At 71.7% G+C, this 21272-nt stretch carries 19 protein-coding genes, 1 tRNA gene and 1 pseudogene; 12 read left to right on the top strand and 9 right to left on the bottom strand.

Annotation, left to right across the window (positions count from 1 at the left end):
- Positions 1-27: 27 nt before the first annotated feature.
- From ABWI04_RS04185 to ABWI04_RS04175, 3 genes are all read right to left on the bottom strand, one after another.
- Positions 28-1869: a 2-oxoacid:acceptor oxidoreductase subunit alpha gene (locus tag ABWI04_RS04185; protein ID WP_345178278.1), complete on the bottom strand. Its 1842-nt coding sequence runs from the start codon at positions 1867-1869 to the stop codon at positions 28-30.
- Positions 1870-2296: 427 nt separating this feature from the next.
- A complete protein-coding gene (locus tag ABWI04_RS04180; RefSeq protein WP_353831462.1) occupies positions 2297-3886 on the bottom strand; it encodes a LolA-like protein in 1590 nt (529 codons plus the stop codon).
- Between the two features lie 258 nt (positions 3887-4144).
- A complete protein-coding gene (locus tag ABWI04_RS04175; RefSeq protein ID WP_345178283.1) occupies positions 4145-5212 on the bottom strand; it encodes a hypothetical protein in 1068 nt (355 codons plus the stop codon).
- A 356-nt stretch (positions 5213-5568) separates the two neighbouring features.
- Here ABWI04_RS04175 and ABWI04_RS04170 point away from each other — a divergent pair, with 356 nt between their 5' ends.
- The 4 genes from ABWI04_RS04170 to ABWI04_RS04155 are packed head-to-tail and all read left to right on the top strand — an operon-like array spanning position 5569 to position 8679.
- The gene (locus ABWI04_RS04170) at positions 5569-5940 is read left to right on the top strand and encodes an NADH-quinone oxidoreductase subunit A (RefSeq protein ID WP_345178286.1); all 372 of its coding nucleotides are present in this window, start codon (positions 5569-5571) and stop codon (positions 5938-5940) included.
- 27 nt (positions 5941-5967) lie between these two features.
- Positions 5968-7170 carry an NADH-quinone oxidoreductase subunit B gene (locus tag ABWI04_RS42795; RefSeq protein WP_502913121.1) on the top strand — a complete coding sequence of 401 codons (1203 nt, stop codon included), beginning with the start codon at positions 5968-5970 and terminating at the stop codon, positions 7168-7170.
- Positions 7167-7733 (top strand): NADH-quinone oxidoreductase subunit C, encoded by a 567-nt coding sequence (locus ABWI04_RS04160; protein ID WP_345178289.1) that lies wholly within the window; start codon positions 7167-7169, stop codon positions 7731-7733. The genes ABWI04_RS42795 and ABWI04_RS04160 overlap by 4 nt, the downstream gene beginning before the upstream one ends.
- On the top strand, positions 7726-8679 hold the full coding sequence (locus tag ABWI04_RS04155) for a complex I subunit 1/NuoH family protein (RefSeq protein ID WP_345178290.1): 954 nt from the start codon (positions 7726-7728) through the stop codon (positions 8677-8679). Before ABWI04_RS04160 ends, ABWI04_RS04155 begins: the two co-directional genes overlap by 8 nt.
- A 20-nt stretch (positions 8680-8699) precedes the next feature.
- Here the strand turns inward: ABWI04_RS04155 and ABWI04_RS04150 are convergent, their stop codons facing one another.
- Positions 8700-9296 (bottom strand): ComEA family DNA-binding protein, encoded by a 597-nt coding sequence (locus ABWI04_RS04150; RefSeq protein WP_353831461.1) that lies wholly within the window; start codon positions 9294-9296, stop codon positions 8700-8702.
- Between the two features lie 369 nt (positions 9297-9665).
- On the opposite strand from ABWI04_RS04150, the gene ABWI04_RS04145 reads away from it, so the two are divergent.
- From ABWI04_RS04145 to htpX, 7 genes and pseudogenes are all read left to right on the top strand, one after another.
- Positions 9666-10226, top strand: coding sequence for a NuoI/complex I 23 kDa subunit family protein (locus tag ABWI04_RS04145; protein ID WP_345178294.1), 561 nt, complete (start codon positions 9666-9668; stop codon positions 10224-10226).
- Complete coding sequence (locus tag ABWI04_RS04140; RefSeq protein ID WP_353831460.1) at positions 10223-10816, top strand: NADH-quinone oxidoreductase subunit J family protein; 594 nt, start codon at positions 10223-10225, stop codon at positions 10814-10816. Before ABWI04_RS04145 ends, ABWI04_RS04140 begins: the two co-directional genes overlap by 4 nt.
- Positions 10816-11097 (top strand): annotated as a pseudogene (gene nuoK, locus ABWI04_RS04135) (NADH-quinone oxidoreductase subunit NuoK); the annotation flags it as partial. The gene ABWI04_RS04140 and the pseudogene nuoK, both read left to right, overlap by 1 nt.
- A gap of 131 nt (positions 11098-11228) precedes the next feature.
- A complete protein-coding gene (locus ABWI04_RS04130) occupies positions 11229-13091 on the top strand; it encodes an NADH-quinone oxidoreductase subunit 5 family protein (protein ID WP_353831458.1) in 1863 nt (620 codons plus the stop codon).
- Positions 13088-14596 (top strand): complex I subunit 4 family protein, encoded by a 1509-nt coding sequence (locus ABWI04_RS04125; protein ID WP_353831457.1) that lies wholly within the window; start codon positions 13088-13090, stop codon positions 14594-14596. The genes ABWI04_RS04130 and ABWI04_RS04125 overlap by 4 nt, the downstream gene beginning before the upstream one ends.
- Positions 14596-16083 carry an NADH-quinone oxidoreductase subunit N gene (locus ABWI04_RS04120; RefSeq protein WP_353831456.1) on the top strand — a complete coding sequence of 496 codons (1488 nt, stop codon included), beginning with the start codon at positions 14596-14598 and terminating at the stop codon, positions 16081-16083. The genes ABWI04_RS04125 and ABWI04_RS04120 overlap by 1 nt, the downstream gene beginning before the upstream one ends.
- Positions 16084-16160: 77 nt before the next feature.
- Positions 16161-17015, top strand: a complete 855-nt coding sequence (gene htpX / locus ABWI04_RS04115) for a zinc metalloprotease HtpX (RefSeq protein WP_345178305.1) — start codon at positions 16161-16163, stop codon at positions 17013-17015.
- Between the two features lie 95 nt (positions 17016-17110).
- On the opposite strand, the gene ABWI04_RS04110 is transcribed toward htpX, so the two are convergent.
- On the bottom strand, positions 17111-17599 hold the full coding sequence (locus tag ABWI04_RS04110) for a YajQ family cyclic di-GMP-binding protein (RefSeq protein ID WP_345178307.1): 489 nt from the start codon (positions 17597-17599) through the stop codon (positions 17111-17113).
- A 127-nt stretch (positions 17600-17726) separates the two neighbouring features.
- Between ABWI04_RS04110 and ABWI04_RS04105 the strand changes: the two genes are divergently transcribed.
- Positions 17727-17808: transfer RNA gene (locus ABWI04_RS04105), tRNA-Tyr, on the top strand.
- 121 nt (positions 17809-17929) lie between these two features.
- On the opposite strand, the gene ABWI04_RS04100 is transcribed toward ABWI04_RS04105, so the two are convergent.
- The 4 genes from ABWI04_RS04100 to ABWI04_RS04085 form a co-directional block, all read right to left on the bottom strand.
- Positions 17930-19318 carry a tyrosine-type recombinase/integrase gene (locus tag ABWI04_RS04100; protein WP_353831455.1) on the bottom strand — a complete coding sequence of 463 codons (1389 nt, stop codon included), beginning with the start codon at positions 19316-19318 and terminating at the stop codon, positions 17930-17932.
- The gene (locus ABWI04_RS04095) at positions 19318-19512 is read right to left on the bottom strand and encodes a helix-turn-helix transcriptional regulator (RefSeq protein ID WP_353831454.1); all 195 of its coding nucleotides are present in this window, start codon (positions 19510-19512) and stop codon (positions 19318-19320) included. The genes ABWI04_RS04100 and ABWI04_RS04095 overlap by 1 nt, the downstream gene beginning before the upstream one ends.
- Complete coding sequence (locus ABWI04_RS04090) at positions 19509-20876, bottom strand: replication initiator (RefSeq protein ID WP_353831453.1); 1368 nt, start codon at positions 20874-20876, stop codon at positions 19509-19511. Before ABWI04_RS04090 ends, ABWI04_RS04095 begins: the two co-directional genes overlap by 4 nt.
- A gap of 142 nt (positions 20877-21018) precedes the next feature.
- Positions 21019-21174, bottom strand: a complete 156-nt coding sequence (locus ABWI04_RS04085) for a hypothetical protein (RefSeq protein ID WP_353831452.1) — start codon at positions 21172-21174, stop codon at positions 21019-21021.
- Between the last annotated feature and the right edge of the window lie 98 nt (positions 21175-21272).

Below are 21272 nucleotides of genomic sequence, written 5' to 3'. Positions count from 1 at the left end.
GCGGGGACGGTGCCGTGGGCTCCGTTGTCACTCACTGTCGATCACATCCTGGATGACGCCCTGGAGCTCCTCGGCCTTGAAGGGCAGGCCGCGGACCTGGTTGTAGCCGATCACGTCGATGAGCAGCCGGCCGCGCAGCAGCAGCCCTAGCTGGCCGAGGTTGATCTCAGGGACGATCACCTTGTCGTAGGAGCGCAGGACCTCGGGCAGGTTCGCGGGGAACGGGTTGAGGTGCCGCAGGTGGGCCTGCGCGATGGCGCGCCCGGACGCCCGCACGCGCCGCACGGCGGCGGAGATGGCCCCGTACGTCCCGCCCCAGCCCACCACCAGGACACGGGCCGCGCCGGACGGGTCGTCCACGGCGAGCGGCTCGATGTCGTTCGCGATCCCGTCGATCTTGGCCTGGCGGAGCCGGACCATGCGGTCGTGGTTGGCGGGGTCGTAGGAGATGTTGCCGGTGACGTCGGCCTTCTCCAGACCGCCGATCCGGTGCTCCAGCCCGGCCGTGCCGGGGACCGCCCACGGGCGGGCGAGGGTCTCCGGGTCGCGCGCGAACGGCTGGAACTCCTCCTGCGACGGCTCGGCGAAGTTCGGCTCGATCTTCGGCAGCGTCGCCACGTCCGGCAGCCGCCACGGCTCGGAGCCGTTGGCGAGGTAGCCGTCCGACAGCAGGATCACCGGCGTGCGGTACTTCACCGCGATCCGCGCCGCCTCGATCGTTGCGTCGAAGCAGTCCGACGGGGACTGCGGCGCGATCACCGGGACGGGCGCCTCGCCGTTGCGGCCGTACATGGCCTGCAGCAGGTCGGCCTGCTCGGTCTTGGTCGGCAGGCCGGTGGACGGGCCGGCCCGCTGCACGTCGATGACCAGCAGCGGAAGCTCGGTCGCGACGCCGAGGCCGATCGTCTCGCTCTTGAGCGCGATGCCGGGGCCCGACGTGGTGGTGACGCCGAGCGACCCGCCGAACGAGGCGCCGAGCGCCGCGCCGACCGCGGCGATCTCGTCCTCGGCCTGGAAGGTGCGGACGCCGAACCGCTTGTGCTTGGAGATCTCGTGCAGGATGTCGGACGCCGGCGTGATCGGGTAGGAGCCGAGGAAGATCGGCAGCCCGCTCTGCACGCCCGCCGCGACCAGCCCGTACGCCAGCGCGAGGTTCCCGGTGATGTTGCGGTAGAGCCCCGGCTCGTGCTCGGCCGGCTTGATCTCGTACTGCACCGAGAACGCCTCGGTCGTCTCGCCGTAGGACCAGCCCGCCTGGAAGGCCGCGATGTTGGCCTTCATGATCTCGGGCTTGCTGGCGAACTTGCGCTCCAGGAAGGCCAGTGTCCCCTCGGTGGGACGGTGGTACAGCCACGACAGGAGGCCGAGGGCGAACATGTTCTTCGCGCGCTCGGCGTCCTTCTTGGAGATGTCGAAGTCTTCGAGCGCCTTCACCGTCATCGAGGTCAGCGGCAGCGCGTGGACCCGGTACTCCGACAGCGAGCCGTCCTCGACGGGGCTGGCCGCGTAGCCGACCTTGGCGAGGTTGCGCTTGCTGAACTCGTCGGTGTTGACGATGAGGTCGGCGCCGTGCGGAAGATCCCCGAGGTTCGCCTTGAGGGCGGCGGGGTTCATCGCGACCAGGACGTTGGGCGCGTCGCCCGGGGTCAGGATGTCGTGGTCGGCGAAGTGCAACTGGAAACTGGACACGCCGGGGAGGGTCCCGGCGGGGGCGCGGATTTCGGCCGGGAAGTTCGGCAACGTGGAAAGGTCGTTGCCGAACGCCGCGGTCTCCTGGGTGAAGCGGTCGCCGGTCAGCTGCATGCCGTCGCCGGAGTCTCCGGCGAAGCGAATGATGACGCGGTCGAGCTGCTGGACCTGTTTGGTCACAGAGGAAGACCTCCTCGACGCGCAGCATCCGTCCTGGGGGAGGCACCCAGGATCGTGATGCTACTTAGGCTTACCTTCATGGTATGTCCGGGACAGGATGGGTTAGCGGTGACGGGCCGCACACTGGGATGACCGCGCAGGGAAGGCGCGCGTTCCTCGTCCGGTGCCGGTGGCCGCGCGTCATGGAGGCGAGCGACGGGCGGCGAACGCTCCGCAGGTCCTATCGGGCGATACGACCTGGACGGGCCCACGGGTTCATCCCGAACACAGGCAGCTGCGCTGGCGGCACAGGTCGACGTGCAGACGCCGGACCAGCGGCCGCGCGGGACTCGTCGAGGAGCATCCGCTCCCCAGAGGCGTGGAGTTCACGACCCGAAGTGTAGACATCCGGAATCCCGTTCGACCGCACCGCCCCTGCACGTGGGGCTCACGGTGTCCCTGGTGTCTGAGATGTGGCGATTTCCGGTCGCTCCGAGCGCTTGACCGACGGTTCGGCCGACACCGTCGGGCCCGGCGTGCCCGCGGCCGCCTTCACCACCGCCTTGCGCTCGCGGTCGACGCGGGCGAGGAGCTTCGGCACGTCGGCGACGTCGACGGCCTCCCCGACGACGCGCGCCTTCGCCTCGTAGGGGTAGGAGCCGGGGTTGTCGAGGGCCGCGCGCATCCAGTGCCGCCACAGTTTGCTCGTCACGGTGCAGCGCAGGACGAGCGACCGGTTGGCCGGGACCGGTCCCGCCCCCGAGCACGACCCGAGCGGCTCGCCCTTGGAGGAGAGCGCCGCACGCAGCACCGCCCGCGCGCCGTCGGGCACCGTCGCGGGCTCGGTGAGCGTGGCGGGCATGCTCACCGTGCAGCCGCTGGTGTTCTGGTCGCAGTTGCTGAACGCCAGCGTCCCCGGCGTGAAGCGCAGGCCGGGATCGAACGCGCCCCCGAGCCGGGCCACCCGCGGACGCAGTTCGGCGAACAGCGTCTCCGGGGCCGCCACCGGCGCGACGGTGAAGTGCTGCGCCGCCTGCCCGGCCGGGCGCACCGCCAGCAGCCGGTACGGGGCCTGGGCCGTGAGCACGTACTCCGCGCCGGACGCCTTGACCTTGAAGGCGCGGACGCCGCCCACGTTCTCCGTGGGCGGTTTCGCCGGGGACTTCGCCAGCGACCTGGCGATCGCCTTGGGCCCGAGGATGTCCGGGACGTCGAAACCGGGCACCGAGGCGGGCGCCTTGGACCAGCGTCCCGCGTAGTACTCCGGGTGCGCGACGCCGCTCGCGTAGGTCTGCCAGAACGCCGTCCCGGCCCTGAGGTAGGTGTCGCCGCCGATCGCGACGACCTCCGCCGTCAGCACGCCCGCGGTGAGCGTGCCGCTCGCCGCCCCGGCCGGGGTCACGCGCAGCCGCGCCTGGACCGGCCGGCCGTTGATCGTCAGGGTGCCGTCGTAGCGCAGGCCCGTCCCGGAGGTGAGGGCTCGGCCCGCCGCGACCGTCCACGCCGGAGGAGGAGCCGGCGCGGTCGCCTTCGGCTTCGGCTTCGGGGCCTCCTCGCCCCCGGTGAGCGCCACGGCCGCCACCGCTCCGGCCACCACGACGGCGGCCGCGGCCCCGGCGAACACCACCACGCGCCGGCCCCGGGGCCTGCGCTGGCGCACCGGCGGGACGGGACCGCTCTGCGAGAAGGCCGCGCCCGGCTCGCCCGGGAAGCCCGCGTCAGGCGGGAGGCCCGCGCCGGGCGGAGCGGCGGAGGGCGGGCCCGCGGGGACGAAGGAGGGCGTGCCGCGCGGATCGGTGGGGGTCGCCTCCGGATCCGAGCCGGGGGAGCCCGTGTGAGCCGCGTCCGGACCGGTGGGAGCGGCCGCGCCGGGTGGGGCCTGGCCGCCGGCGACGCGGACGTCCCCCGGGTGGGGGCCCTCCTGGACGGGGGCGCCCTGCTGCGGGCCGCCGTCCGGGTGGGAGGCGTCGCCGGACTCGTCCGGATACGGGGGTCGGGAAGAGGCCGTCGGCGACGGCTCGTCCTGTTCAGCGCTCACTCGGGGCTCACTCTGCTCACTTCCGGGGCCAGGTACCGGCCCGACCGTCAGACACAAAGCAAGGGATCTGGAGGCGTCCCCCGGTGGGCGCCGACGGGCTCCGAAACGTTCCGGGGGGAAGGGCGGCCGCCGGGCCCTGGAGGGGCCGTCCACAAAGAGCATAAGGGTGCCCGGCGGCGCGTCCTCCCGGAACGGGAGGAGCGCCACCGGGCACCCTTGCCGGTGCGGATCAGCGCGTGATGCGCCTCACCTGCGGCGTCATTCGCTGTCGAGGCCGTTCTGCAGAGCGGACACCTCGGCGGAGGTGGCGCCGATCACCTTGTACTCGGCGTGCTTGTAGAACGTGCCGCCGGTCGCCTTCGCCCAGCTCGTCCACGAGCTGCTCACGACCCGGCAGCTCGCCCACTGAGACAGGGAGCTGGAGATCGTGATGCGCGCGGTGCAGTTGCCGAGGTCGCGGCCCGTCAGCGTGCCGGCGGTGAGCCGGAACCGGACGTCGATCGTGACGGGCTTCTCCACGTCGTACGGCGGCCGGATCTTGGCCTCGACCGTGCAGCCGGAGTTGCCGTTGCAGCCGCCCTTCTTCCACTCGTCGACCGTCGGCTTGGACGAGGCGTTGAAGGCGTCCTTCAGCTCGCCCATGCTGGTGCGCATGTCCGAGATGAGGGACGAGGCGTCGCCGGAGTCCTTCGGGGTGACGTCCAGCGCGACCCGCGGCGTGGTCGCCTCGTAGCGGATCAGCTCGGCGTCGTCCTCGTCGGTGATGTAGAGCGTGGAGGAGAAGGTGCTGAACTTGAGCGCCTTCTTGCCCATCCAGGTCGTCTCGATCGGCTTGACGCGCGACAGCCGGGCCGAGCGGATCTTGCTCGCCAGCGCCGTCGGCGACAGCTGCTCCTTGAAGTCGAGGTCGAGCTCGTCCGCGCTCAGCCGGCCCCACTGCTCACCCGAGGTGAGGTAGTAGGGGTCGTCGGTGGAGGAGATCTGCCGCGTCCAGTAGGACTTGTCGCCCTTCACGAACAGCTTGCCGTCGGCCGACAGCACGGTGACCTGGTCGGTGTTCCAGGTGACCGGACCCATCGCGCGGCCGCCCTTGGTGACGTTCAGCTCGCCGCGCAGCGTCTCGCTGCCGCCGAACGTGCCCTTCAGCGAGACCGCGCGGGCGGCGTCCATGTTGGTCGCGGCCGCGGTCAGCTTCTCCTCGGGGGACTTGCCGCCGCCCTTGGCCACCACGAACACCACGACCGCGATGATCACAAGGAGGACGAGGCCGCCGCCGATGAGGCCGATCACCAGGCCGCCGCCACCGCCGCGCTTCGGCGGAGGCATCGGCGGGCCCATCGGGCCGCCGGGGGGCGGGGGGAAGAAGGGGGGCGGCGTTCCGGGACCACCGAAGCCGCCGGGCGGGGGCGGGCCGCCCGGGCCTCCGGGTCCGCCGGGACCGGGCCCGCCCGGGCCCGCTGGCGGCGGCGGAGGCGGCCAGGAGGCCCCACCCGGGGATTCCCAGCCCGGGGGAGGCGGGGGGTTGCTCATCCGGTCACGTCCTTCCAGGTCAAAACCGACCCATGCGAACCTAGTGTGCAGCAAGAGCATGACACTGTGATCCTCCCGGGTGGAGGTACCACGTCACACTTCTCGATGCTGCATCGCGAGATACTGGATGTGACGCACACGAGGAGGATCTGGTGCATAACTATTTCGACACATATGTCGTTCTGGTCGTGTTGCTCCTCGCGGGCGCCGGGATCGTCGGGGGAGCTCTCGCGGCGAACCGGTTGCTGCGTCCCCATCGTCCCACGGTCGAGAAGCTGACGACGTACGAGTGCGGCGTCGACCCTGTCGGCGAGGGCTGGGCCCACTCCTACGTGCGCTATTACGTCTTCGCCTACCTCTACGTGGTGTTCGCCGTGGACGCGGTGTTCCTCTTCCCCTGGGCGACCGTCTTCTCCGACCCCGGCTACGGCGCGACGACGCTCGGCGAGATGTTCGTCTTCCTGGCGTTCCTGGCCGCGGGCCTCGCCTACGCGGGCAAGAAGGGCGTCCTGTCCTGGGTCTGACCCCTCCGGCGCTGTAACAATGGCGTCGTGGGCACCATCGATCTTCCCCCGCCGAGCGTCGGGCCGCTGTCGCGGCTCGCGCCCAAGCCGATCAGGTTCGTGCTCAACTGGGGCCGCCGCTACTCGCTGTGGGTCTTCAACTTCGGCCTGGCCTGCTGCGCCATCGAGTTCATCGCGACGTCGATGAGCAGGCACGACTTCATCCGGCTCGGCGTCATCCCGTTCGCGCCGGGTCCGCGGCAGGCCGACCTGATGGTCGTCTCCGGCACCGTCAGCGACAAGATGGCCCCCGCGGTGCGGCGCCTCTACGAGCAGATGCCCGAACCCAAGTACGTCATCTCCTTCGGCGCCTGCTCCAACTGCGGCGGCCCGTACTGGGACTCCTACTGCGTGACCAAGGGCGTCGACCAGATCATCCCGGTGGACGTCTACGTCCCCGGCTGCCCGCCCCGGCCCGAGGCGCTGCTGCAGGGCATCGTCCACCTCCAGGAGAAGATCGCGGGCGAGTCGCTGGGCGACCGCTACGGCGGGGACGGCGGCGGCGAGCCCGTCGCCCCGCCGCCCGCGCCGCGTCCGTTCCCGGCCACCGTCCTGCGCCGCCCGCTCCAGCCGCCACCCCCGTCCGACGAGCACGAGAGCTTCGAGCACTGGCACAGCCTGGAGGCCGACGGCCATGAGGCCGAGCCCCCGAAGGACGAGGCGGAAGAGACCGCGGCCGCGGACAACGAGACGCTGCCCGTCCCGCACCTCGGCGACGCGGAGGCCACGATGGAGCTCGAACCGAGGCCCGAGACGCCGCCCGTCCGGCCGGAGGACAAGACGCAGCCTGTCCGGCCGGAGGACATGACGCCGCCCGTCCGGCCGGAGGACAAGACGCAGCCTGTCCGGCCGGAGGACAAGGCGCCGCCCGTCCAGCCGCCGGTCGCGCCGGAGCCCGGAGCGCCGCCCGTCGATCCGACCGACGTCACCCAGCCCGTCCGGCATCTCGGCGAGGCCGACGTTTCGGGCGAGCCCGAACCCGCGCCCGAACCCGAACCCGAGCAGGCCGCGCCTCCTGCTGGGCCGTCCGACACGACGCAGCCCGTCCACATGGTCGAGGACCAGTACGTCACCGTGCCCGTCCCGGTGGTGGAGGACGACGACCTGGGCGCGGACCCGTCGCACGACCCGTCGATCATCCCCGGGCTGGTGGACGACGACCACGACGACCAGATCGGGCGCGACCGATGAGCCCGCAGCCGCCGGGAGCGGAACTCGCCGACGCCTGGACGGGACGCTTCGGCGACGAGGTCACCACCGAGGAGACCTTCGGCGGGCTGGCCGTCGGGGTGTCCCCCGAGCTCTGGCTGGACGCGCTCACCTTCGCGCGCGACGACCTGTCCTGCGGCTTCTTCGACTGGCTGACCGGCGTCGACGAGCTGGAGGACGGCTTCGCGGTCGTCGTCCACGTGTACTCGCTGGAGCGCCGCCACCACCTGCTGATCCGCACGCGCGTCACGAAGCGGGCGCCCGTGCTGGCGACGGCGACGGGCGTCTACCGGGGCGCCGCATGGCACGAGCGGGAGACGGCGGAGATGTTCGGCATCCTCTTCGAGGGCCACCCGAACCTCGTGCCCCTGCTGCTGCCCGACGGGTTCGAGGGCCACCCGCTGCGCAAGGACTTCGTGCTCGCCGCCCGCGTCGCCAAGCCGTGGCCGGGCGCCAAGGAGCCGGGCGAGTCGGGGCACGGGGCGCCGAGCCGCCGCCGCGTCCGCCCGCCCGGGGTTCCGGAGGGCTGGGGGCCCCATGCTTGAGGTCGTGGTCAAGCTGGTGCTGGTCGCGGGCGCGTTCGCGGTGCTCCCGCTGCTGGTGGGGCAGGCCGAGCACAAGGTGATGGCGCACATGCAGGGCCGTCTCGGCCCCATGTACGCGGGCGGTTTCCACGGCTGGGCACAGCTCGTCGCCGACGGCGTCAAGTTCGCGCAGAAGGAGGACGTGGTCCCGCGCGACGCCGACCGCTGGGTGTTCAAGCTGGCGCCGGGCGTGGCGATCGTCCCGTACCTGCTGGTGCTGCTGGTGATCCCGGTCGGGCCCGGCGGGCAGGTCGCGCTCGACCTCGGCCCCGGGGTGTTCTTCGCGCTCGCCGTGATGGGCGTCGGGGTGATCGGCGCGATCATGGCGGGCTGGGCGAGCGCGAACAAGTACTCCCTGCTCGGCGGGATGCGGGTCGCGGCGCAGCTGATGTCCTACGAGCTGCCGATGGTGTTCGCGGCGTCGTCGGTGGCGATGGCGGCGGGGACGCTGTCGCTGCAGGGCGTCGTGGAGGAGTGGCGCTGGTGGTGGCTGCCGTGGCAGGCGGTCGGCGGCGTGGTCTTCTTCGTCGCGGGCCTGGCGGAGCTGCGGCGCCCGCCGTTCGACATGCCGGTCGCCGACTCGGAGATCATCTTCGGCCCGTACACGGAGTACGGCGGGCTGCGCTTCGCGCTGTTCATCCTGGCCGAGTACGCCGGGATCGTCGTGCTGTGCGCGCTGACGACGGTGCTGTTCCTCGGCGGGTGGAAGGGCCCGTTCCTGAACACCGAGCTGGGCTGGCTCTGGACGCTGCTGAAGATCGCCGTGCTGGCGTTCTGCGTGATCTGGCTGCGGGTCAGCTACCCGCGCATGCGCGAGGACCAGCTGCAGAAGCTCGCCTGGGCGTGGCTCGTCCCGCTGTCGCTGGCCCAGCTCGCGCTGACCGGCGTCCTCAGGGTCGCCCTCTGAGCGCCGCCGGCGCCGGGGGGTCAGCGGAGGAAGATCGTGAAGTCGGCGAGCTGGGGGAGGACGTCCGGCGGGACGTCGGCGTCGAGGGCCATCTCCTCGACGGAGACGAACCCGCCCGTCTGCGCGCGGCGGCGCACGATCCGGTCGGCGATCTCCGGGGTCATGCCGGGCAGCGCCTCGATGATCTCGCGGGGCGCGTGGTTGACGTCCACGAGCCCGCCGTCGTCGTAGGCGCGCGGCACGTCGGGGCGGCCGATGCGCAGCTCGCGGGCGAGCGCCGGGTCCTCGGCGGCGAGCGCGCGGGCCTGCTCGCGCAGCGACCGCCGGTACCTGGCGACCTCGATCGCGTGCTCGTTGAGCACGTTGCGGGGGATCTCGCGGGGGAAGACCGACGGCCGGACGGCGAACGCGTGCCCCGTCCCGGCGATCCACAGCAGGATCGCCAGGAACGAGCCGAGGACGAGGAAGATCGGGTCGCCGGCCTGGAGCATCATCATCACGGCGGCCGTGCCGGCGCCGTAGCCGGCGGCGGTGATCCCGAGCCCGAGGGACCGCCGCCGGACGGCCGCGTACAGGAACGAGAACGGCGTCCCGTAGCCCAGCGTGACAAAGGGCACGAAAGCCCAAACGATTCCGCGGGCCGTCTGCGGGGTGGGCACCGGGATGGGCGACGGCAGGGGCGGCTGCGCGGGCCCGGGCGGACCCGGGTACGGGGCCCCGGGCGGACCCGGGTACGGGGGGCGCCTGCCGGGCGCCGGGTGCGGCCGCTGCGGAGGTCGCGGCGGGTGCCGGTGCTGGGGACGGGGGTGGTCGGACGCCGGCCGGGAGCGGTGCTCGGGCTCGGGATCGTAGGGGCGCTCCGCGTGATGACCCACATGCCCTCCCCGGCCGCAAGCCTGCGCACTAGCACACGACCTATACCTCGTTGGACGAACGCCGAACCCGTCGCGTTCCCCCCACGCCGATCGTGCGCAATCATGGGGCGCGTGGGACGGCTACCAGGAGGCGGGCTGGCCAAGGGGCTGGCGGTCACGTTGCGGACGATGACGCGGCGGTCCATAACGCGCCAGTACCCCGAAGTGCAACCGGACCTGCCGCCGCGCAGCAGGGGCGTCATCGCGCTGTTCGAGGAGAACTGCACGGTGTGCATGCTGTGCGCCCGCGAGTGTCCCGACTGGTGCATCTACATCGATTCGCACAAGGAGACGCTCCCGGCCGAAGGCGGCGGGCGCCCCCGGACCCGCAACGTCCTCGACCGCTTCGCGATCGACTTCGCGCTCTGCATGTACTGCGGCATCTGCATCGAGGTGTGCCCCTTCGACGCGCTGTTCTGGTCGCCGGAGTTCGAGTACGCCGAGTACGACATCGCCGAGCTGACGCACGAGAAGGAGCGGCTGCGGGAGTGGATGTGGACCGTCCCGCCGCCGCAGGCGCACGACCCGTCCGCCGAGCCGCCGAAGGAGGTGGCCGCGGCGGAGAAGGCCGCCGCGCGGGCCGCCCGGACTCCCCGCACGGGCCCGCCCCCGGGGCCGGGAGAGCGCGGATGAGCGGCCAGGAGATCGTGTTCACGCTGCTCGGCGTGGTGGCCGTCGGCTCCGCGATCCTCGTGGTCACGACGCGGCAGCTCGTCCACGCGGCGCTGTGGCTGGTCGTGTCGTTCGGCGCGCTCGCGGGCGGCTACCTCGTCCTCACCGCGGAGTTCGTGGCCTGGGTGCAGGTCCTCATCTACGTCGGCGCCGTCGTGGTGCTGCTGCTGTTCGGGGTCATGCTGACGCGGGCGCCGATCGGGCAGTCCGCCGACCTCGACTCCGGGAACCGGTGGGCCGCGCTGGCCGTCGCCGCCGCCACGGCCGCCGTCCTGGTCACGGTGACGGTCATGGGGTTCGGCGGCGCGCGGATGCCGCTGCGCGCGGGCGGCGGGTCGGCGGACGAGCTCGGCGGCGCCGTGTTCCGGACGTGGGTGCTGCCGTTCGAGGTCCTGTCGGTGCTGCTGCTGGCCTCGCTGGTCGGCGCGATCGTCCTGTCGCGGTCCGACATCCGGGCCCGTCCGGCGGCTGAGGCGAAGCCGGTCCGGAAACCCGTCGGGGAGCCGGACGCGAAGCCCGGCGCGGAGCCGGACGGGAAGGGCGCCGCCTGATGCATCTCGCCTACCCGACGGTCGTCGCCGCCCTCCTGTTCTCCGTCGGCGTGTACGGGGTGCTCGCGCGCCGCAACGCGATCCTCGTCCTGATGTCGGTCGAGCTGATGCTGAACGCGGTGAACCTCAACCTCGTCACGTTCGACGTCTGGTACCGGGACCGCCTGCACGGCGGCCAGGTCCTCACGCTGTTCACCATCGTGATCGCCGCGGCGGAGGTCGGGCTCGGCCTCGCGGTCGTGCTGCTGGTGTTCCGCAACCGGCAGATGATCGACGTCGACCGCCTCCGCGCGCTCTCCGAAGACGCGGAGGCCGTGGAGGACGCGGAGGCCGTCCCCCGTCCGGCCGGACGCGTGTCCGACGGCGGGGAGGGCACTCCCGAACCGGCGCCCGAGCGCGAGGAGGCGGCGCAGTGATCTGGCTCGCGTCGCTCGCCGCGCTGCTGCCCTTCCTCGCCGCGTTCGCCGGCCTGCTCTTCGGCCCGTCCCTGACCCGGGCGCTGCGCGGCGGCCCCGCGGGGTCGCCGCTGCGGAACGGCCCCGCGCTGATCGCCTGCGCGCCGGTCGCGGTGTCGCTCGTCCTGTCGGCGATCGTCGCGTTCGCCGTCTGGCGCGACCCGGGCGAGCGCACCGGCGTGCTCACGCTGGTCGACACCGGATCGGTGCCGATCAGGGTCGGGTTCCAGGTGGACGGCCTGGCCGCGGTGGTCGGCCTCATGGTCTGCTGTGTCGCGCTCGCCGTCCAGGTGTTCTCGGTCGCGTACATGTCGAGCGACCGCCGGTACTCCTCCTACGCCGCGTTCATCTCCCTGTTCACGTCCGCGATGCTGCTCGTCGTCTACTCCGGCGACCTGCTCGTCCTGTACGTGGGCTGGGAGGTCATGGGCATCTGCTCGTACTTCCTGATCGGGCACCACTGGGAGGAGCGGGCCAACTCGCGGGCGGCGGTCAAGGCGTTCCTCGTCACGCGGCTCGGCGACGTCGGCTTCCTCATCGGCGTGATCGTGCTCGGCGTGGGCGCGGGGACGTTCCAGATCGACCGGATCGTCCGGACGGCCGGCGACCTCCCGCAGTCGACGGCGACGGCGGCCGCGCTGCTCCTGGTCGCGGGCGTCGCGGGCAAGAGCGCCCAGTTCCCGCTGCACACCTGGCTCCCGGACGCGATGGCGGGCCCCACGCCGATCAGCGCCCTCATCCACGCGGCCACGATGGTCGCGGCGGGGATCTACGTCGTGGCGCGCCTGTACGGGGTGTTCCTCGCGGCGCCGTCCGCGCTCGCCGTCCTCGGCGTCCTCGCGGTGGTCTCCATGGTCGGCTCGGCGTGCGCCGCCCTCGCCCAGGACGACCTGAAGCGCGTGCTGGCCTACTCCACGATCAGCCAGCTCGCCGTGATGGCCGCCGGGCTCGCGGTGGGGGCGCGGTCGGCCGCGATCTTCCACCTGCTGACGCACGCGGCGTTCAAGGCGCTGCTGTTCCTGGCCGCCGGGTGCGTCATCGTGACCGCCGGGTCGAACATGCTCGCCCACTACGGCGGCCTGCGGCGCGGCATGCCCCTCACGTTCTGGTCGATGACCGTGGGCTTCGCCGCGCTCGCGGGCGTCCCGCCGTTCAGCGGGTGGTTCAGCAAGGACGCCGTCATCGAGGCCGCCCAGCACGCAGCCCTGCATGGCGGCGAGGTCACATCGGGCGGGATCGCCTGGCTGGTCTACGGGGGATTGCTCGTCACGGTCGTCCTGACGGCCGCCTATGCGATGCGTGCGTGGTTGATGACGTTCTTCGGTGAGCGGCGCGGGACGTACGAGGTCCGCGACCCGGCACGGATCATGTCGTGGACCGTGGCGGCGCTGGCTGTCCCCGCCGCGATCCTCGGATTCTTCGGCCTCGGGGCTTCGGAACTGCGGCCCCAACTCGGAGCGTCGCTGCTCAGCGTGCTGCTGCTCGCGGTGGGCGCGGGCGGTGCCTTCCTTGTGTGGAACCGCGACCCGGCACTGGATCCCGCGCGCGCGCTCGGCCCCGTCCGTACCGTCTTCGCGCGGGCCTTCTACGTGGACGAGCTCTATACGGCGGTCATCGTCCGGCCCGTCCAGGCCCTGGCTCGACATGTCGTCCTGTTCGACCAGCGGGGCGTGGACGCCGCCGTCGTCGGCGCCGGACGCGGCGCGGGGCGGATCGGCGGCCTGGTCAGATTCGTCCAGAACGGAAACCCGCAGACCTACCTCACCGGCCTGCTCGCCGGTGTCGCCGCCATCGCGGCCGCGGTGGTGATCTTCCAGTGATCTTCGTGCTGATGATGGCGATCCCGCTGCTCGGGGCGCTGGCGATGCTCGTCCCGGCGAACCGGTTCCTGCGCACCGGCTTCGCCGTCCGCGCGTTCGGGACGGCCGTGTCCGCCGCGACCCTGCTCGTCGCGGTGTCGGCGCTGACCGCGTTCGACTTCGCCGGCACGTCCCGCATGCAGATGGAGGTCGACCGGCCCTGGGCGCCCGCCATCGGCCTGCGGTTCCACCTCGGCGTGGACGGGATCTCGCTGCCCCTCGTCGTGCTGACCGCCCTGCTGACGTTCCTGTGCTTCCTCTACACGCTGCGGCACCCGCCGGAAGGCGGCCGGATCCGGCTGCTGACCGCCCTGCTGCTCGTCCTGGAGGTCGGGATGCTCGGCACCTTCGTCGCGCTCGACCTCGTGCTGTTCTTCGTGTTCTTCGAGACCGTCCTCGTCCCCATGTACGTGGTGATCATGCTGTGGGGCGGGGCGGGCCGCCGCGCCGCCGCCACCAAGTTCATCCTCTACACGCTCCTCGGCTCCGGGTTCCTGCTCGCCGGGATGCTGCTCGTCGGCGCCGAGGCCGGCACGCTCGACATGACCGACCTGGCCGCCCGGCACGGAGCCGGCCTGTCGCACGGCCTCCAGATCACCGCGTTCGCCCTGATGGGGATCGGGTTCGCGGTCAAGGCGCCGATGTGGCCGCTGCACACCTGGCTCCCCGACGCGCACACCGAGGCCCCCACGGTCGGGTCCGTCCTGCTGGCCGGGGTGTTGCTGAAGATGGGCACCTACGGCCTGGTCCGCGTCGCGCTCCCGCTCGCCCCCGGCGGCGCGCAGGTCTGGGCGCCGTGGCTCGGCCTCCTCGCCGTCATCGGGATCGTCTACGGCGCGCTCGCCTGCCTCGCCCAGCGCGACCTCAAACGGATGATCGCCTACTCGTCCGTCGGGCACATGGGGTTCGTCCTGCTCGGCATCGCCACCCTCACCCCGGTCGGCGTCAACGCCGCCCTCTTCGGCAACATCGCGCACGGCCTCATCACCGGCCTGCTGTTCTTCCTCGTCGGCTCGATCAAGGAACGCTGGGGCACCGCCGACATGAACGCCCTCGGCGGCGGCATGCTCGGCACGTCCCCGCGGCTGGCCTCCATCCTCACCTTCGCGTCCGTCGCGTCCCTCGGGCTCCCCGGCCTCGCCGGCTTCTGGGGCGAGGTCCTCGCCCTGATCGGCGCGTACCGCCCGCACGCCGACCTGCCCCGCGAGACCTTCGTGACGTTCATGGCCGTCGCCGCGCTCGGCACCGTCCTGACCGCCGCCTACTTCCTGCGGATGCTCGCGAGGCTCACCCACGGGCCGTCCGACGGCGTCGCCGTCCCCCGCGGCCCGGTCGCGTCGGTCTCCCTCCAGGAGTACGCCGCCTGGGCGCCGCTGATCGCGCTGACGCTGCTGGTCGGCCTCTGGCCGAAGACCCTGCTGGACGTGACCACGGGTCCGGTCCGCGCGCTGCTCGGAGGCGGCTGATGATCCAGGACATCGACTACGCGGCGGTCGCGCCGCCGCTGATCCTCGCCGTCGCCGCGATCGGGCTGCTGCTCGCCGACGCCTTCGACGCGCCCCGCCGCGTCCTGTCCCTGCTGTCCGGCGGGTCCCTCGCCGCCGCGCTCGCCGCGGTGATCGCACTGGCCCCCGGGGACCGCCGCGCCACCTTCTGCCTGCCGGACGGCCTGCGCTCCGGCGGCCCCGCCTCCTGCTCCTACGTCGCGGACGACTTCACCCTGCTGTTCCAGGGGATCATCCTCGGCGCCGCCGTCATCGTCGTGCTGCTGTCCCTCCAGGAGATCACCGACTCGAAGATCCCGGTGGGGGAGTACCACTTCCTGCTGCTCGCCGCCGTCATCGGCGCCCTCACCCTGGTCGCGGCCCGCGACCTCGTCCTCCTCGTCGTCGCGCTGGAGACCCTCTCCCTTCCGGTGTTCGCGCTGGCCGCGCTGCGCCGCTACGACGGGACGTCCTCCGAGGCCGCGCTGAAGCTGTTCCTCGTCTCCGTCGTGTCCACCGCGGTCATGCTGTTCGGCATCAGCCTCGTGTACGGCGCGACCGGCGCCATGCACCTCGACCGCATCGCGCCCGCCCTCGCCCGGCTCCCCGCCGACCTCGACCCCGTCGCCGCGCTGGGCTCCGTCCTCGTCCTCGCCGGGTTCGCGTTCAAGGTCGCAGCCGTCCCGTTCCACTTCTGGGCGCCGGACGTCTACCAGGGGTCCCCGCTGCCCGTCGCCGTGTTCCTCGCCGTGGTCTCCAAGGCCGCCGGGTTCGCCGGGCTCGCGATCGTCCTCGCCCTGGGCCTGCCCGCCTACGGGCACGTGTGGGGCCCCGTCGTCGCCGTCCTGGCCGCCCTCACCATGACCCTCGGGAACCTCGCCGCCCTCCGCCAGCGGACCGCGATCCGCCTGCTGGCCTGGTCGTCGGTCGCCCAGTCGGGCTACATGCTCGCGCCCCTCGCGGTCGGCTCGCACCGCCTCCCCGAGGCCGTCGCCGCCACCACCGCCTACGTCGCCCTCTACGCCGTCATGAACATCGGCGCGTTCGCCGTCGTGATCGGCTTCCACCGCCGCGGCGCCGCCACCGGACGCTGGGACACCCTCGACGACTACCGCGGCCTCGCCCACCGCAGCCCCGCCGTGGCCACCGCCCTGGCCTTCTTCCTCATCTGCCTCGCCGGCCTGCCCCCCGGCGTCATGGGGCTGTTCGCGAAGGTCGTCGTGTTCCGCGCCACCCTCGCCGGCGGCGTCACCTGGCTCGCCGTCGTGATGGCGATCAACACCGTGATCGGGCTCTACTACTACCTCGCCTGGGCGGTCCGCCTCTTCACCCCCTCCGCCACCAGCGAGGACTACGACGCGGTGCCGGGCCTCGGCGTCCGCGCCGCCATCACCGCGGCGGCCGCGGGCGCGGTCGTGCTGTCCGTCGCGCCCCAGATCGTCCTGCAGACGGTCGGGAACGCCACGTAACCGGGGAAACGTTTGGGAACGTTCCCCCAGGTCAAACCGTTGATGTTCATGCCGGAGTCGACGGGGAGGCAACGCAGGTGCGGTTCAACGGCGTCAAGACGGCAGCATTGATCGCTGCGCTGTCGGCATTGGTGCTGGTCGCCGGCTGGACGTTCGGCGGCGGCACCGGTCTGGCGATCGCGCTGGTCATCGCCCTCGGAACCAACGGCGTCGCGTACTTCTTCAGCGACCGCATCGCGCTCCGCTCGATGCGCGCCCACCCCGTCGGCGAGGTCGAGGCGCCGGTGCTGTACCGGCTCGTCCGGGAACTGGCGACCTCGGCCCGCCAGCCCATGCCGCGCCTCTACGTCTCCGAGACCCGCCAGCCCAACGCGTTCGCGACCGGCCGCAACCCGCGCAACGCCGCCGTCTGCTGCACCCGCGGGATCCTCCAGATGCTGGACGAGCGCGAACTGCGCGCCGTCCTCGGCCACGAGCTGTCCCACGTCTACAGCCGCGACATCCTCATCTCCTCCGTCGCCGCCGCCATCGCCACGGTCATCACGTACCTGTCCCACCTGGCGATCTTCCTGCCGATCGGCCGCTCCGAGGACGACGACGGCCCCGGCGTCCTCGGCGCCCTCCTGATGCTGATCCTCGGCCCCGTCGCCGCCGCCGTCGTCCAGATGGCCATCAGCCGGACCCGCGAGTACTCCGCCGACGCCGCGGGCGCCCGCCTCACCGGCGACCCCCTCGCCCTGGCCTCCGCCCTCCGCAAGATCGACGCCGGCACCCGCGCGCTGCCGCTGCCGCAGGACCCCGAGCTCGCCACCACCAGCTCCCTGATGATCGCCAACCCGTTCCAGGGCGCCGGCATCGGCAAGCTCTTCTCCACCCACCCGCCGACCGCCGACCGCATCGCCCGCCTGGAACGCATGGCCGGCCGCCGCTAGATTCGCCCGAACCACTCCGGACGCCGCCGCGTCATAACCAACAAGAGCGCGCCGGCCACTTCTGCGGGGGATGGGGCCGGCGCGCTCCCCTCGTCCTACCGGTAGTTCACGAACTGCAGCGCGACGTCGAGGTCCTTGCCCTTCAACAGGGTGATGACCTGCTGGAGGTCGTCCTTCTTCTTCGAGCTGACCCGCAGCTCGTCCCCCTGCACCTGGGCCTTCACACCCTTGGGCCCCTCGTCCCGGATGATCTTGCCGATCTTCTTCGCGTCCTCCTGGGCGATGCCCTCCTTCAGGCCCACGCCCAGCTTGTACACCTTGCCCGACAGCTTCGGCTCACCCGCGTCGATCGCCTTCAGCGAGATCCCCCGCTTGACGAGCTTGTCCTTCAGCACGTCCAGCACGGCGTTCGCCCGCTCCTCGGTGTTCGCCTGGATCTCGATCGACTCCCCGGACCACTTGATCCCCGCGTCCACGTTCCGGAAGTCGAACCGGTTCGCCACCTCCTTGGCGGCCTGGTTCAACGCGTTGTCGACCTCCTGCCGGTCGAGCTTCGACACGATGTCAAACGACGAGTCGGCCATCGCCCACACATCCCCTCAGCAGCAGCATCACGATCTACAGAGCGTATCGACTCCCCACGCCCCGCACGCCCCGCCTCGATGTCACACCCACCCCGATGGTCCGCTATCCTTTCCAGCGAAACACCACGGCGGGTTGCCCGAGTGGCCAATGGGAGCGGACTGTAAATCCGTCGGCTTAGCCTACGCAGGTTCGAACCCTGCACCCGCCACACCAGTGAAAACAGCCCCTGACCAGGCGTAACCCGGTCAGGGGCTGTTCTCGTCTTGTCCGGCTGTCTCGGGCTGTGAGTGGCCCTCTACGAGCGGCCGGGCCAAATACGGGCCGAAGTTTCAGCCGTCCTTTGGCCTGGTCGCCTCAGCAATTCGCCGCTTGGCGTCCTCCTCCTGCCCGGCCACGCACTTGGCGTACACCCGCAGCAGGACGGCGACACTGTGCCCGGCCCATTCGGCCACCTGAGCCGCCGGCACCCCGGCCCCGAGCCACGTGGACACGGCCGCATGCCGCAGGGCGTACGGCGTCTCGGCGAGCGGCGAGGCTGCCTCATGGGGGCTGAGCGCCATCTGTCGGGCCTTGTGCCACATGCCGAGGTACGTCCGGTCGGTCATGATCCCGCCGCGCGGCCCGACGAACAGGCGCCCCTCCGGCTGGATGTTGAAAGCCTTGATGTGGTGGCGCAGCAGCGTCACCAACTCGGGATGGATAGGCACCGGCCGCGTCTCGCCCGGGGCCCGGTGCTTGAGCGGCTGCTTATCCCGCGGCTTCCCGCTGTTGGTCCATCGGGAACCGCTACGAGGCTCAGCGTGCGTCAGCCGCATCTCGCCCCATCCGTCGTCGGGCAGGCTCACCAGGTGATCCCGTCGCAGGTCGACCGCTTCCTCAGGCCGGAGCGCGGCGTAGTACATGACGGCGTAGAACCCCACCATGCGCTCACCACGCTTGCCCTGTGCCCGGACGGCATCGAGGAGCCGCCGCGCCTGGTCGGGATTGGCGACCACCCGCAGGTCCAGCGTCTGCGCCACGCGGGGCCGAGTCCACTTCACCAAGGTCAGCGGGTTGACCGCCAGGATCCGCCGCTCACAGGCGTACTCCATGGCGTTGTTGAACGTCGCCCGCTTCCTGGTCGCCGTACTGCCGGCGGCCGGTGACCCGTCTTGCTTCCTGCTCAGCCGGTCGAGCACCTGGCGCGCGATCTGCGAGCCCTGCCGGTCCGATGCCAGTTCCCGCATGTCGATCGTGTTCCGCTCCAGCCAGCGCAGCGCGGGGAGCAGATGCTCAGGCGGTTCGCCCCCGTTCTGGTGACGCCCGCTGTACGCCCAGCCCCGCAGAGCCTCACGAAGGAGCGCCCCCGCCGGGGCACCCTTGGACGAGGTGAGCAGCACTTCTGTCGCGTCCGTCAGGGCCTCAGCAATGCCCCGCCGATGGTTGGGCGAGGCGTACGGCCACTTCGCGGCGCAGTAGTCGACCGAGAAGGCGTACCAGGTGATCGCGTCCTCGTCGCGCTGCCACGACACCGGGCGGCCAGTCTTGAGGCTGAATGCTTCACCCTTGCGAGCTGCACTGACCAGAGAGGACCGGAAGCTGTCCGCCTGAGCCTTGTTGCGAAGCGACTCCTTCCACCGCTTCCTACCGACCTTCCACCGGACGATGTAGCTGTTGGTGCGCTTGCCCTTGTAGACCTCGGTCTGGTGGACAACGACGTCGTACGTGGTGTCGTCCATCAGGCGGCCTCTTCGCAGGTAGCCAGCCACCGGTCAAGGTCACGGCGCCGGACGCGAAGGCTGCCGTTCGGCAGCACCAGGCAGACGGGCGCGCGGCCCTTCTGCCGCCACTCGTAGAACGTGGACCGGGAGATCTGTAGCTCCTCGCAGAGCTGCGGAACGGTGAGTTGGTCCCGGGCGGTGGACGCGGTCAAGCGAGGCTCCCTTGCGCGTGATCGTTCGGGTTGAGGGGCGGCATGGGCTTGCCGGTGAGTGCGGCGGTGAGGAGTGCTTCGCCGGGTGTCATGCCTTGGCCGAGGTAGCGCCAGTGCGCGACGACGAGGACCTGGTCGTCGTCGAAGGGCAGACGGCCAGTTGTGATCTCGTCGTGTTGGTGCTGGTTGTGGTCGATGCGGGCTTGGCGGAGTGCGCCGAGGGTGGTGGAGTAGCGGCGGGATTTGGTGGAGAAGTGGCCGCGGAAGCCGAGCATGTGGGCCCACTCGGTCAGCCGCAGCCCCGCGAACTCTTCGACGGCGCCCAGTCGGAGGCATTCGGCGATGAGTCGCCGGGCGTGGCCGCTTACAGGCAGGTCGGCCAGGTCGTCAGTCGGCCGGATTCGGCGGTCGAGGGTGCCGACGCATTCGGCGGCTTTGGTGGCGTATTTGGCGATGTAGCCCGCCACAGCGGTATCGGTCAGTTCCCCCGTGGTGGTGATCGGCCGGACGTCGATCTGTGAGCCCCAGGCATGCGTCAGGGCCGGGACACCGCCCGCCGCAGGAGTAGAGACCGTGACCGCGCCCGACGCATGGTCGACGGCCGCTTCGAGGAGGGCGAGGGTGGCCCAGACGGGCGGGGATGCGTCGGGGCCGCCGGGTCCGTCGAGGCGGATGACGGCGTGGAAGTGGACCAGGCCGCGCCGCTGATACTCGGCGACCTTGGCGAAGGAGACGGTGAGGACGTCCCGCAGGTCGGCGACTCGCAGGCCCGCCGATCGGGCGACGTAACGGCGGAAGGCCAGGGCGAACCGTCGCCACAGTTCAGGAGCGTGGGCGTTCCATAGCACGGCCCCCGCGTAGTCGAAGCAGTCCGGGCAGATGGGTTGCCCGAGGCGCGGGTCTGCGTCCCCGTGCCGGACGGTGCAGGAGACCGGCCGCCCATGCGGACAGGCCCCGCCGTCGCGTCGAGGACGGCATGCGACCACGCCGCCGGCCTTGCCGGTGCGGCGGGAGTGGACGGGCCCGAACGAGGGCGCGGTGAGCGTGACAAAGGCCGCCGGGTGAGTGCTCACGGTGTCCGGTACACCCTTGCCGCCGACCAGGCCCGCCCGGACGAGCTGGTAGGTGTCGGCGCGGTAGACCTCAGCGCAAGCCGGACACCGCGACGCGCGCCGGGTTTTACACGCCACCCGGAGTGCCCCGCCGGGTTCTTGGGCGGTGGAGTAGTGGCGGAGGATCTCGCCGGTTTGGCGGTCTAGGTGGGTGACGCGTCCGCGGAGGTGGACGGGTTGGGCGCATCCTCCGGTGGAGTGGGCGCGGGCGGCCCATCGGCGAAAGTCGCGGCGGTTGAACCGCGTGGCCATGTCCCGCGCGGCGATCTCGGAGACGTGTGGAGCAGCTTGCGGCACGATGGACGGGTCTCCCTATCCGTTCAGGTGGCTAGTGGGGACGGGCCCCCGGCGCGGCTCTCTTGCTTGGCGGCTTGTGGCCGCGCCGGGGGCGGAGCTAGAACGCCGAGACGAGCAGCGAGAGCGCGTCGGCGAGCAGGGCCAGGCCCTGAATGAAGGCGCGAACGGCGTGCGCGGCGGATTCGGGCTGACGGACGACGAACAGGCCCAGGACCAGCCAGAAGCAGCCGAAGGCACAGCGACGCAGGAACATCCGGTGTCCTCCTGTCAGGTGTGGCCGTGGCCGTTGCAGTCGGGGCAGGTGGAGCCGTCGGAGGCGACCCCGCCCCCGCCGCACGTCCCGCACTTCCA

This window comes from Actinomadura sp. NPDC000929, assembly GCF_040492065.1.
GTDB lineage: Bacteria > Actinomycetota > Actinomycetes > Streptosporangiales > Streptosporangiaceae > Spirillospora > Spirillospora verrucosospora.
This window is presented reverse-complemented; position numbering and strand designations above follow the sequence as displayed.